Below are 11955 nucleotides of genomic sequence, written 5' to 3'. Positions count from 1 at the left end.
AATGGGCACACGTGAGACGACGGATGAGGAGCACAGCATGGCAAGCCCCGGCGAGACGGTGCGCCTGACGGTCGGGCAGGCGCTCGTGCGCTTCCTGGCCGCGCAGTACAGCGAGCGCGACGGCGTACGACGTCGCCTGATCCCAGGAGCATTCGGCATCTTCGGCCACGGCAACGTAGCCGGCATCGGTCAGGCGCTCCTGCAGGCGCAGGTCGAGGCGGAGGAGACGGGTGCGCCGTTGGGCGCCTCGCACACCGAGCCCGCGCCGGGGGAGATGCCCTATTACATGGCCCGCAACGAGCAGGGCGCGGTGAACGCGGCGGCGGCCTTCGCCAAGACGGCGAACCGACTGCAGGCGCTGGCAATCACCGCCTCCATCGGGCCCGGCTCGACCAACATGATCACCGGCGCCGCATTGGCGACCACCAACCGGCTGCCGGTCCTGCTGCTGCCGTCGGACATCTTCGCGACGCGCCGGCCGGATCCGGTGCTCCAGCAGCTGGAGGACCCGCGCAGCCTCGATGTCTCGGTGAACGACGCGTTCAAGCCGGTGGCGCGGTTCTGGGACCGCATCAACCGTCCCGAGCAGCTCATCCCGAGTGCCCTCGCGGCGATGCGGGTGCTCACCGATCCGGCGGAGACCGGTGCGGTCGTGCTCTGCCTGCCGCAGGACGTGCAGGCGGAGGCCCACGACTGGCCGGTGGAGTTCTTCGCCGAGCGCACCTGGCATGTCGCGCGTCCGGTGCCGGAGCCCGCAGCGCTGGAGCGCGCGGTCGCCGCCATACGGGCAGCGCGACGTCCGCTCGTCGTCGCCGGTGGCGGTGTCATCTACTCGGGAGCCTCCGAGGTGCTACGCGAATTCGCCTCCGCGACAGGCATTCCCGTCGCCGACACGCAAGCAGGGAAGGGCGCGATCAACTGGGACCACGAGTGTGCCGTCGGTGGTGTCGGTTCGACCGGCAGCGGCGCGGCCAACGAACTCGCCCGGCGCGCCGACCTGATCATCGGTGTCGGCACCCGCTACAGCGACTTCACCACTGCGAGCCACACGATCTTCGCCGATCCGCAGGTCCGGTTCGTCAACGTCAACGTGCTCGGCTTCGACGCGGCCAAGAACTCGGCGGAGCTGGTGGTCGCCGACGCCCGCGAGGCACTCACCGCACTGGGATCGGCGCTGTCCGGGTATGCCGTCGATGCCGCCTATCGTGATGAGGTCGGCCGCCGGGACGCCGAGTGGCAGAAGGTCGTCGACCACTGCTACCACCTCGGCCATGGGCCACTGCCTGCGCAGACCGAGGTGTTCGGTGCGCTCAACGAACTGCTGGCGCCGACCGACGTCGTCATCAATGCGGCCGGCTCGATGCCCGGCGACCTGCAGTGCCTCTGGCGGGCCGCCACGCCCGAGCAGTATCACCTCGAATATGCCTTCTCCTGCATGGGATACGAGATCCCCGCCGCGATGGGTGTGCGTATGGCGAAGGGCGACCAGGGACAGGTGGTGGCGATCGTCGGCGACGGCACGTACCAGATGCTGCCGATGGAGTTGGCGACCATCGTCGCGGAACGACTCAAGGTCATCATCGTGCTGTTGCAGAACCACGGGTACGCCTCGATCGGCGCGCTGAGTGAGTCGCGGGGGAGCCAGCGGTTCGGCACCCGTTACCGGATGCGCAACGCTGCCAGCGGGCGTCTGGACGGGGAAGAAGTGCCGTTCGACCTTGCCGCGAACGCCGCCAGTTGGGGTGCGAATGTATTGCGGTGCAACGGGATCGACGAATTTCGTACCAACTACGAGAAGGCGACCGAGCTCGACGGTCCGACGGTGCTCTACATCGAAACCGACCTCTACGGCCCGAACCCACCCGGGACCGCCTGGTGGGACGTGCCGGTCGCCGAGGTGAGCTCACTCGAGAGCACGCAAACCGCACGCTCGGAGTACGTGACCGAGAAGACGGGCCAGCGGTACCACCTGTGACCGGGCCGCGATGAGCGCCGCCGAACTTCTCGCCCTGGTGCTCGGCGCAGCGATCGTCGGCTTCTCCAAGACGGCCGTGTCCGGTGTGTCGACCCTTGCGGTCGTGCTGTACGCCGTGGTGCTTCCGGTCCGTGAGTCCATCGGTGTGCTGCTCGTGCTGCTCATGGCCGGCGATGTGCTCGCCGTGTGCATCTACCGGCGGCACGCGGACTGGGCCACGCTGCGCGGCCTGCTGCTGCCGGTCACGGTCGGCATCGGCGCTGGGGCAGCCTTCCTGGCGCTCGCGCCCACCGACTGGCTCCGCCCGCTGATCGGTCTGGTCGTCGTCGCGATGACGCTCCTGCAGGTGCGTCGGCGTTTCGCTCCGGGCAGCGGGGACGCCGTGAACGGCGGTCGCCCGGCCGCCGTCGGCTTCGGTTCGCTCGCCGGATTCACCACGATGGTGGCCAACGCGGGCGGTCCGGTGATGTCGCTGTACCTGCTGCGGTCCCGCCTCGAGGTCGCGCGGTTCGTCGGCACCACCGCGTGGTTCTTCGCCTGTGTCAACGCCACGAAGCTGCCGATCAGCATTGGCCTCGGGCTGCTTCGGCCGCAGCGAATCCTCCTGTGTCTCATGCTGATTCCAGCGGTCGTCGTCGGTGCGTTGGTCGGCCGGTGGACGCTGTCCCGGATCTCGCAGGCGCTCTTCGAGAGTGTGGTTCTCGTCGTCGCCGGCCTGTCCGGGGCGTACCTGCTGTTCGCATGATGGGCATATGTATGAATGTGCGGACAATTGCTTGACGTCGACCAGCCGCGCGGGAAGACTTGTCGGCACGCCATACGAAAGGGACATCCCGATGAAGATCGCGCTCGACCCGACGCCGTTCCATCACGACGCCGGGCTGCTGGACTTTCCCCGCATCGTCGCCGAATGCGGCTACGAGCACATCCAGCTGACCCCACACCCCGACCTGATCCCGTTCTTCCGGCACCCCAAGGCCGACGACGCGCTCATCCGACAGCTGCGCAAGGCGTGCGATGACGCGGGGGTCGGCATCGCGTCGGTGCTTCCGGTGCAGCGCTGGTCATGGCCGGACGAGCCGCAGCGCGAGGCTGCGGTGCGCAACTGGAAGCGCATCATCCAGGTGACCGTCGATCTCGGCTGCCAGGTGATCAATACGGAGTTCTCCGGGCGGCCGGAGCGGGCGGAGGAGAGCGAGGCTGCCTTCTACCGCTCGATGGAGGAGCTGTTGCCGATCATCGAGCGCGAGGGACTGGATGTCCGCATCGATCCGCATCCGGACGACTTCGTCGAGGACGGCCTGGAAGCGCTGCGGGTGATTCGCGGGCTGAACAGCGACCGCATCGGGATGGTGTATGTCGCCTGCCACACCTTCCACATGGGCGGCAACCTCCGGGAGATCATGCGTGCGGCCGGCGACCGCCTCCGGCTCGTGCACGTGGCCGACTCGATGGATCACCGCCGCAGCCACGGCCTGCGCTACATCACGAACCCGCCGGGTAGCCCCGCCCGGGTGCATCAGCATCTGAAGATCGGCGACGGGGATGTCGACTGGGACGACTTCTTCGACGGTCTGCGGGAGATCGGTTTCTACGACCGCGACGACACGGTCATGGTGAGCAGCGTGTTCGCCGAGGACGAGGACAACCGCGCCGTGAGCAAGTACCAGCTCGCGACCATGCAGGAGCGCATCGCGCGCCGCTGACTCCTGGGGGTCGGTGGTGTCAGTGCCGCTCGTGCACGGTGATGTCAAAGGCGTAACTGTCGGCGCGGTAGCAGTGGTCGCCGTACTCCACCGGCTTGCCGTCCGCGTCATACGCGCGGCGCGTCATGGTCAGCACGGGCAACGTCTTGGGTATGCCGAGCAAGCGGCGCTCCGTGGCCCGGGCGCTGCGCGCGCCGATGGTCTGCTGCGCCACGGCCGGGCGCACCCCGCGATGCCGCAGGATCTCGTAGAGGCCGTCGCTCTTCAGCTGATCCTCGGTGAGGTCGGCGAACGCGGGCTGCAGCCAGTTGTGCAGCACCGCGAGCGGCTCGTTGCCGGCATACCGCAGCCGCTCGATGAAGACCAGTGGCGTCTCGGCGTCCAGGCCCAGGATCTGGGCCACTTCCTCGTCGTGTGCGGCGGTGTCGAGCGTCAGCACGTCGGTGCGGGGATCGCGGCCGGCACGCTGCAGATCGTCGTGCAGGCTGGTCAGCTCATCGCGCCGATGCACGATCGGGCTGGCCACCGTGGTGCCGATGCCGCGCCGGCGAGCGAGTTGCCCGCGCTCGACGAGCTCGGCGATGGCGCGGCGCACCGTCGGGCGTGACAGGTTGAGACGCTCCGCGAGGGAGAGTTCGTTCTCGAGGGCGTCACCGGGCTTGAGCACCTGCGAGTCGATCGCCGCGGTCAGCTGTTCGGCCAGTTGGTAATAGAGCGGCACGGGACTGCTGCGGTCGATCTGGATCGACAGTTGAGCTGACATATGCGCAGCCTACTGGACGATTCATCGATAATTCGAACGTAAGAATGTCAGGACAAATACTTGACGTGATGCATGCCGGCGCGGTTGGATCGATGCGAACGTCCACACGTTCCCCGGATCGGTTCCCGACCACGTCCTCAACCGCTTTCAGAGAAGGGTCACAACGTATGTCCGCGAGCGAAACCCCCGATGTGTTGACCATCGGACGCGTGGGCGTCGACATCTACCCACACCAGGTGGGCGTCGGCCTCGAGGACGTCGAGACCTTCGGCAAGTTCCTCGGTGGCAGCGCGACCAACGTCGCCGTCGCGGCATCGCGACTGGGATGGCGTTCGGCCGTGATCACCCGAACCGGCGACGATCCGTTCGGCCGGTTCGTGCACCGGAGCCTGCAGGGCTTCGGCGTCGACGACTCCTATGTCACTGCGGTGCCGGGGTTGCCAACGCCGGTCACGTTCTGCGAGATGTTCCCGCCGGACGAGTTTCCGCTCTACTTCTACCGATTCCCGGTCGCACCCGATCTGTGCATCGAAGCGGACGAGATTCCCGTGGACGCCGTCCGTGATGCGCGCATCTACTGGTCCACCCTCACCGGCCTGTCGACGCAGCCCAGCAGGGACGCACATCTGCGGGCCTGGGAAGTGCGTGGACGGGCCGACCACACCGTCATCGATCTCGACTACCGCGCGATGTTCTGGGACTCACCGACGACCGCACGGAAGGCGGCCGAGGAGGCCCTGGCGCAGTGCACCATCGCGATCGGCAACCGGGAGGAGTGCGAGGTCGCCGTCGGAGAGACCGAGCCGGAGCGCGCCGCACGCGCACTGCTCGAGCGCGGTATCCGCGTCGCGGTCGTCAAGCAGGGTCCGAAGGGCGTGCTCGTGGCGACGGCCGACGAATCCCACGTGATCCCACCGACGCCCGTCGACGTCGTCAACGGGCTGGGCGCCGGCGACGCGTTCGGTGGTGCCTTCTGTGCCGGCCTGCTCGAAGGCCGCCCGCTCGCCGAAACCGTCAGTCGCGCGAATGCCGCGGGCGCCATCGTCGCCGCTCGGCTGGAGTGCAGCTCGGCGATGCCGACCCCCAATGAACTCAACGACTTCCTCGTCACCAGGAGTGCCTCATGATGATCGACACTGCACATCTCGCCGACGTGCGGCGCCGTGACCCCTCGGCGGTCGCAGCCGCCTGGGCGACGCGCCGACGGCGGCCCCTGCTGGACGGTGACGACAAGATTCTCATCGTCGCGGCGGACCACATGGCTCGTGGCGCGCTCGGCGTGCGGGACGAGCCGACTGCGATGTCATCGCGTCCCGACGTGCTCGAACGTCTCGCCATCGCCTTGGCCCGTCCGGGGGTCGACGGTGTGCTCGGGACTCCCGACGTCCTGGAGGATCTGCTGCTCGCCGGCCTCCTCGAGGAGAAGCTGGTCATCGGCTCGATGAACCGCGGCGGCCTCCAGGGTGCGACGTTCGAGCTCGACGACCGCCTGACGGCATACACGGCGCAGGACATCGCCGATCGCGGACTGGACGGCGGCAAGATGCTCACCCGCATCTGCCTGGACGACCCGGGCACGGTCGCCACCCTCGAACAGTGCGCCCGCAACGTCACCGAGCTCGCCGCGCACGAGACGATGGCGATGGTGGAGCCGTTCTGGTCCGTCGGTGTCGACGGCCGGGTGCGTAACCAGCTGGACCCCGACTCGGTGATCCGGTCGATGCAGGTGGCCTCCGGGCTCGGCGCGACCTCGGCATACACCTGGCTGAAGGTGCCCGTCGTCGACGACATGGACCGCGTGCTCGAATCGACGACGCTGCCGGTGCTGCTGCTCGGCGGAGACCCCACGGGCAACCCGCAGGACGTCTATGCGACTTGGGGGCGTGCGCTCAAGGCACCGACCGCGGCCGGGTTGGTCATCGGACGAGCGTTGCTCTACCCGCCGGACGGCGATGTGGCGGGGGCCGTGGATGTTGCGGCCGAGCTGGTGCATGGAGGAATCCGCTCATGACGGCTTCCGACGACGCCGACTGGGTCCGGCCGGCCGGGACCGCCACCGACAACGAATACGATGTCGCGATCCGTCCGGACGGCGACAGGTGGCGACACACCGGGCTCCTCGTCGCAGAACTCGCCGCGGGCGAATCCCGCACTGTCGACACGGGATCGGACGAGTACATCGTGCTGCCGCTGTCCGGGGGCGGGTCGGTCGAGGTGACCGCAGGCAACGACGCCGGGACACTCACCGGCCGGGCCTCGGTCTTCGCCGGTGCGGCGGACTGCGCCTACGTGCCGCGCAACACCACGCTCACCGTGCGTGCCACCGGTACGGTGCGGGTCGCGCTGTGCTTCGCGCCGGCAACGGCGGACGTCCCGTTCTCCGTCGTCCGGGCGGCCGACGTGCCGGTCGAACTGCGCGGAGCCGGGCAGTGCTCACGCCAGGTGCAGAACTTCGGCACACCGGACGCGTTGCAGGCGAGCTCGATCATCGCCTGCGAAGTCATCACGCCGGCGGGCAACTGGAGCTCGTACCCTCCGCACAAGCACGACGAGCACCGGCCCGGTGTCGAGTCGGAGCTGGAGGAGATCTACTACTTCGAACTGGAGCCCGTGCCCGGTGCGCCCGAGGGCGCCGACGCGATGGGCTACTGCTGCATCTCCGGCACCGACGCACGCCCGATCGACGTGCGCGCCCAGGTGCGCAGTGGGGACGTCGTGCTGGTGCCACACGGCTGGCACGGCCCGGCGATGGCACCGCCCGGGTACCACCTCTACTACCTCAATGTCATGGCCGGCCCCGGCGCCGAACGGGTCTGGCTCATCTGCGACGACCCGGCGCACGGCTGGGTGCGCCATACCTGGGAGAACGAGCCGCTGGACCCACGGCTGCCGTTCCCCTCCGAAGACCATCAGACCATCGACCACCACGAAGGAACCCCACGGACATGACCACACGCATCACCCACCTGATCGGGAACAAGCCCTGGGACGGTGTCGCCGACCGCACCTCCGAGATCTACAACCCGGCCACCGGCGAGGTCACGGGCGCCCTCGACCTGGCCGACAAGCAGCTGGTCGACGAAGTCGTCGAGACCGCCGCCACCGCAGCGAAGGAGTGGGGCCGCCTCTCCATCGCCAAGCGCACCAAGATCCTCTTCCGCTTCCGCGAGCTGCTCGACGCGCACAAGGAGGACATCGCGCGCACCATCGTCGCCGAGCACGGCAAGACCTTCGCGGACGCCGTCGGCGAGATCAACCGCGGTCTCGAAGTCGTCGAATTCGCTTGCGGCATCGGCAGTATCACCCAGGGCGGCTTCAACGAGAACGTCTCCACCGAGGTCGACGCGTACTCCTTGCGCCAGCCATTGGGTGTCGCCGCGGTCATCAGTCCGTTCAACTTCCCGGCCATGGTGCCGCTGTGGTTCGTGCCGGTCGCCATCGCCACCGGCAACGCCGTCGTCATCAAGCCCAGCGAGAAGGACCCCACCGCCGTCAACCAGATCGCCGAGCTGTGGTCCGAGGCCGGCCTGCCGGACGGCGTCATCAACGTCGTCCATGGCGACAAGGAAGCAGTTGACGCCCTGCTCGACAACCCCAAGGTCGCCTCGGTGTCGTTCGTCGGCTCGACGCCCATCGCGCGGTACGTCTACGAGCGCGGCGTGCAGGCCGGCAAGCGGGTGCAGGCACTGGGTGGCGCGAAGAACCACATGCTCGTCCTTCCCGACGCGGACCTCGACCTCGCGGCGGACGCCGCCGTGAACGCCGGTTTCGGCGCCGCCGGCGAACGCTGTATGGCGATCTCGGCCGTGCTGGCGGTGGATGCGATCGCCGACGAACTGGTGGGCAAGATCACCGAGCGGATGGCGCGGCTCACCACCGGTGAGGGCAATCAGGACGGCGTCGACATGGGCCCGCTGGTCACCAAGGACCACCTCGACAAGGTCACCGGGTATGTCGCGGCGGGGGAGGCGGCCGGTGCCGAACTCGTCGTGGACGGCCGAAACGGTGAGTGGGTCGGCGGCAGCAGCGACGGATTCTTCCTGTTGCCAACCCTTTTCGACAAGGTCACACCTGAGATGTCGATCTACCGGGACGAGATCTTCGGGCCGGTGCTCTCGGTGCTGCGAGTGCCGGGCTTCGACGCCGCGCTGCAGCTGATCAACGACAACCCGTTCGGCAACGGCACGACGATCTTCACCAACGACGGGGGAGCGGCTCGCCGCTTCCAGAGCGAGGTGCAGGTCGGCATGGTCGGCATCAACGTACCCATCCCGACGCCGATGGCCTACCACTCCTTCGGGGGCTGGAAGAGCAGCCTGTTCGGCGACACCCATGCGCACGGCATGCACGGCGTCCACTTCTTCACCAAGACCAAGGCCGTGACCGCCCGTTGGCTCGACCCCAGCCACGGCGGGCTCAACCTCGGCTTCCCCCAGAACGACTGACCTCGAAGGACCACACTCATGACCACTTCTCCCTCCGCGACCGACAAGTCCGTGAACCCGGACCCGCGCTACCGCAAGCTGACCGTCGGTGTCTGCCCCGACCAGTGGGGCGTCTGGTTCCCGGACGACCCGAAGCAGATCCCGTGGCAGACGGCGCTGGACGAGATGGCCGAGGCCGGTTTCTCGGTCCTCGAGACCGGGCCGTTCGGTTACTTCCCGACCGACCCGAAGCAACTGCGGGCCGAGATGGATGCGCGCGGAATGCGCGTGGTCGCCGGCACCGGGTGGGGCATCCTGCACAAGCAGGACGCCTGGGCCGACACCGAGCGCACGTTCCGCGCGATCGGCGAGACCCACGCGGCAGTCGGTGCGGAGTACGTCGTCCACCTGCCGCCGATGTTCCGTGACGAGCACACCGGCGAATTCACCGACGAGCGGACGCTGACCGGCGCGGCGTGGGATCTCTACATCGCCAACGCCAACCGGCTCGGCCGGATCATGAAAGAGGACTACGGGCTGCAGATGGTGTTGCACCCGCACGGCGACTCCCACATCGAGACGCGCGAGGACATCGACCGGATCTTCCGGGCGACCGACCCGGCATACGTCGGCTTCTGCCTGGACACCGGGCACATCGTCTACGGCGGTGGGGACAACGTCGACCTGATCCGCACGTACCCGGACCGGATCTCGTACGTCCACATCAAGGCGATGGATCCGGCGATCGTGCGCGCGGCACACGAAGAGGACTGGAGCTTCGGCGAGGCGGTGGGCAAGAAGGCGTCGGTGGCGCCTCCGGCAGGTGAACCGGACATGCCGACGGTGATCGGGGCGCTCGCGGATCTCGACAAGCCGCTCTACTGCATCTGCGAGGAGGACATGTACCCCTGTGACCCGTCCTACCCGCTGCCCAACGCGATCCGCACCCGCGAGTTCCTCGCCCAGCACGGCCTCGGACAACTCTGAATCCCGAACGGAGACAATGGAAATGACTGTTCGTATCGGCATGATCGGCCCCGGCGGCATGGGCCGGGCGCACATCGAACGGATTCGCACGGTGATCGCCAGCGGCGAGGTGGTCGCGGTGAGCGACATCGACCCGGGCAACGCGCAGCGTGTGGCCGAGGGAATCGGCGCGAAGGTCTTCGCGTCCTCGGCCGAACTGATTGCGTCGGACGCGGTCGACGCCGTGATGATCTGCAGCTACGGCCCCGCACACCGGGACGACGTGCTCGCCGCGATCCGGGCCGGTAAGCCGGTCTTCTGCGAAAAGCCGCTGGCCCCGACGGCGTCGGAGTGCCTGGAGATCCTGCAGGCGGAGCAGGAGGCCGGTCGCCGGCTGGTGACGGTGGGCTTCATGCGCCGGTTCGATCCGTCATACCGGCAGCTGAAGGCGATCGTCGACTCCGGTGAGATCGGCGAGCCCCTCATCATGCACAGCCGGCACCGCAACCCGACGGTGCCCGAGCGCTACACCTGGGACATGGCGATCAACGACACCGGCATCCATGACATCGACACGATGCGTTGGCTGCTCGGCGAGGAGATCGCCTCCGTGCGGGTGGACAAGCCGAAGCGGACCCGCCACCGCTTCCCGCACCTGCAGGACCCGCTGGTGCTGATCCTCAGCAGTGCGTCCGGCGTCTGGATCGACGTCGAGATCTTCGTCAACAACCAGCACGCGTACGACATCCAGTGCGAGGTCGTGTCCGAGAGCGGCACGGTACGGCTGTCGGATCAACAGCTGGTCGAGCGGACCGGCGCGATCGGTCGTTCGCACCTGCTCACGATGGATCACAACGAGCGATTCGGCGCGGCGTTCGTCACCGAGGTCCAGGAGTGGATCTCGGCGGTGGCACGGGGCGAGCACACCGGGTCGACCAGTTGGGACGGCTATGCGGCCGCCTGCGTGTGCGACGCGGCGGTCCGCGCCCTGACCGACGACGGCCCGATCGCCGTCGACCTGATCGAGCAGCCGGCGTTCTACAGCTGAGAGGAGCACACATGCGGATCGGTGTTGCCGGCAGCGGCCGGATCGGTGCCTTCCACGCCGCCACCCTCGCCGGGCTGGATGCGGTCGACGAGGTCGTGCTCGCCGACGCGCACCCGGACACGGCACGGCAGGTGGCGGCCGAACTCGACGTGCGCGCAGTCGATTCGGTGGATGAGCTGATCGCGTCCGGAATCGACGGGCTGGTCATCACGGCTGCGACCTCGGCCCACGCGACGCTGCTGCGCGCGGCGCTCCGGGCCGATCTGCCGACCTTCTGCGAGAAGCCGGTCGCCGGCACGCTGGAGGAGTCGATCGACCTGGTGCGCCTCGAGCGGGCGGTCGACGCGCCCGCTCAGATCGGCTTCCAGCGCAGGTTCGACGCCGGTTACCGGGAGGCGAAGCGAGCGGTCGACGCGGGCGAGCTCGGCTTCGTCCATACCGTGCGCGTCAACACCCACGACCAGTCGCCCCCGCCGGCTGCCTACCTGCCGACCTCGGGTGGCCTGTTCCGCGACTGCTCGGTGCACGACTTCGACATCTTGCGATTCGTCACCGGTGGCGAGGTGACGCGGGTGTATGGCGTCGGCGCCAACAAGGGTGCCGACTTCTTCACCGATGCCGACGACGTCGACACCGCCGCGGCGGTGCTGACCCTCGACGACGACACGCTCGTGGTCGCGTCGGCGACCCGTTACAACGGCGGCGGGCATGACGTCCGGATGGAGGTCATGGGTAGCGCGGGCACGGTCGGTGTCGGCGTCGACGACAGCCTGGCGATGCGTTCGGCGGAAGCGGGCGTCGCCTGGCCGGCCGGACCGCAGAAATGGTCCTTCATGGAACGTTTCCTGCCGGCATACCGCGCGGAGCTGACGAGGTTCGTGGACGTGGCGCGCGGTCGGGCGGAGTCGCCGTGCACCATCGCGGATGCACTGCAGGCAGCGCGGATCGCGGAAGCCTGCGACATCTCGCGTCGCGAGCGGCGTCCTGTCGATCTTGTGGAGATCGCCAACGTCGGCTGAGAACTGTTGCGCCCCAACCTGTTTCATCAGACGGGTTGGGGCGCTTCGTCATGC

At 68.2% G+C, this 11955-nt stretch carries 11 protein-coding genes; 10 read left to right on the top strand and 1 reads right to left on the bottom strand.

The features are described 5' to 3' along the window. Nucleotides 1-37: 37 nt before the first annotated feature. From iolD to VG502_RS06385, 3 genes are all read left to right on the top strand, one after another. The gene (iolD, locus tag VG502_RS06395) at nt 38-1975 is read left to right on the top strand and encodes a 3D-(3,5/4)-trihydroxycyclohexane-1,2-dione acylhydrolase (decyclizing) (protein ID WP_325549191.1); all 1938 of its coding nucleotides are present in this window, start codon (nt 38-40) and stop codon (nt 1973-1975) included. 10 nt (nt 1976-1985) lie between these two features. Further along, the gene (locus tag VG502_RS06390) at nt 1986-2720 is read left to right on the top strand and encodes a sulfite exporter TauE/SafE family protein (RefSeq protein WP_325549190.1); all 735 of its coding nucleotides are present in this window, start codon (nt 1986-1988) and stop codon (nt 2718-2720) included. A 91-nt stretch (nt 2721-2811) separates the two neighbouring features. Further along, nucleotides 2812-3681, top strand: coding sequence for a sugar phosphate isomerase/epimerase family protein (locus tag VG502_RS06385; protein ID WP_325549189.1), 870 nt, complete (start codon nt 2812-2814; stop codon nt 3679-3681). A gap of 19 nt (nt 3682-3700) precedes the next feature. On the opposite strand, the gene VG502_RS06380 is transcribed toward VG502_RS06385, so the two are convergent. After that, nucleotides 3701-4444 (bottom strand): GntR family transcriptional regulator, encoded by a 744-nt coding sequence (locus VG502_RS06380; protein WP_325549188.1) that lies wholly within the window; start codon nt 4442-4444, stop codon nt 3701-3703. A gap of 167 nt (nt 4445-4611) precedes the next feature. Between VG502_RS06380 and iolC the strand changes: the two genes are divergently transcribed. From iolC to VG502_RS06345, 7 genes are read left to right on the top strand one after another with little or no spacing between them, the layout of a single operon-like run. Then, nucleotides 4612-5571, top strand: a complete 960-nt coding sequence (gene iolC / locus VG502_RS06375; RefSeq protein ID WP_325549187.1) for a 5-dehydro-2-deoxygluconokinase — start codon at nt 4612-4614, stop codon at nt 5569-5571. Then, a complete protein-coding gene (locus VG502_RS06370; protein ID WP_325549340.1) occupies nt 5571-6455 on the top strand; it encodes a Cgl0159 family (beta/alpha)8-fold protein in 885 nt (294 codons plus the stop codon). Before iolC ends, VG502_RS06370 begins: the two co-directional genes overlap by 1 nt. Further along, nucleotides 6452-7393: a 5-deoxy-glucuronate isomerase gene (gene iolB / locus VG502_RS06365; RefSeq protein WP_325549186.1), complete on the top strand. Its 942-nt coding sequence runs from the start codon at nt 6452-6454 to the stop codon at nt 7391-7393. The genes VG502_RS06370 and iolB overlap by 4 nt, the downstream gene beginning before the upstream one ends. Then, the gene (locus VG502_RS06360; protein WP_325549185.1) at nt 7390-8889 is read left to right on the top strand and encodes a CoA-acylating methylmalonate-semialdehyde dehydrogenase; all 1500 of its coding nucleotides are present in this window, start codon (nt 7390-7392) and stop codon (nt 8887-8889) included. The genes iolB and VG502_RS06360 overlap by 4 nt, the downstream gene beginning before the upstream one ends. Nucleotides 8890-8907: 18 nt before the next feature. Beyond that, the gene (locus VG502_RS06355; RefSeq protein WP_325549184.1) at nt 8908-9855 is read left to right on the top strand and encodes a TIM barrel protein; all 948 of its coding nucleotides are present in this window, start codon (nt 8908-8910) and stop codon (nt 9853-9855) included. 22 nt (nt 9856-9877) lie between these two features. Beyond that, a complete protein-coding gene (locus VG502_RS06350; RefSeq protein WP_325549183.1) occupies nt 9878-10882 on the top strand; it encodes a Gfo/Idh/MocA family protein in 1005 nt (334 codons plus the stop codon). A gap of 11 nt (nt 10883-10893) precedes the next feature. After that, nucleotides 10894-11901, top strand: a complete 1008-nt coding sequence (locus VG502_RS06345) for a Gfo/Idh/MocA family protein (RefSeq protein WP_325549182.1) — start codon at nt 10894-10896, stop codon at nt 11899-11901. Nucleotides 11902-11955 lie beyond the last annotated feature (54 nt).

Source organism: Flexivirga sp., from assembly GCF_035551235.1.
Lineage (GTDB): Bacteria > Actinomycetota > Actinomycetes > Actinomycetales > Dermatophilaceae > Flexivirga.
This window is presented reverse-complemented; position numbering and strand designations above follow the sequence as displayed.

What these genes read in the sequence shown, in the direction of transcription:
- iolD (WP_325549191.1), top strand. Translation starts at nt 38, where the DNA reads ATGGCAAGCCCCGGCGAGACGGTGCGCCTGACGGTCGGGCAGGCGCTC.
- VG502_RS06390 (WP_325549190.1), top strand. Translation starts at nt 1,986, where the DNA reads ATGAGCGCCGCCGAACTTCTCGCCCTGGTGCTCGGCGCAGCGATCGTC.
- VG502_RS06385 (WP_325549189.1), top strand. Translation starts at nt 2,812, where the DNA reads ATGAAGATCGCGCTCGACCCGACGCCGTTCCATCACGACGCCGGGCTG.
- VG502_RS06380 (WP_325549188.1), bottom strand. Translation starts at nt 4,444, where the DNA reads ATGTCAGCTCAACTGTCGATCCAGATCGACCGCAGCAGTCCCGTGCCG.
- iolC (WP_325549187.1), top strand. Translation starts at nt 4,612, where the DNA reads ATGTCCGCGAGCGAAACCCCCGATGTGTTGACCATCGGACGCGTGGGC.
- VG502_RS06370 (WP_325549340.1), top strand. Translation starts at nt 5,571, where the DNA reads ATGATCGACACTGCACATCTCGCCGACGTGCGGCGCCGTGACCCCTCG.
- iolB (WP_325549186.1), top strand. Translation starts at nt 6,452, where the DNA reads ATGACGGCTTCCGACGACGCCGACTGGGTCCGGCCGGCCGGGACCGCC.
- VG502_RS06360 (WP_325549185.1), top strand. Translation starts at nt 7,390, where the DNA reads ATGACCACACGCATCACCCACCTGATCGGGAACAAGCCCTGGGACGGT.
- VG502_RS06355 (WP_325549184.1), top strand. Translation starts at nt 8,908, where the DNA reads ATGACCACTTCTCCCTCCGCGACCGACAAGTCCGTGAACCCGGACCCG.
- VG502_RS06350 (WP_325549183.1), top strand. Translation starts at nt 9,878, where the DNA reads ATGACTGTTCGTATCGGCATGATCGGCCCCGGCGGCATGGGCCGGGCG.
- VG502_RS06345 (WP_325549182.1), top strand. Translation starts at nt 10,894, where the DNA reads ATGCGGATCGGTGTTGCCGGCAGCGGCCGGATCGGTGCCTTCCACGCC.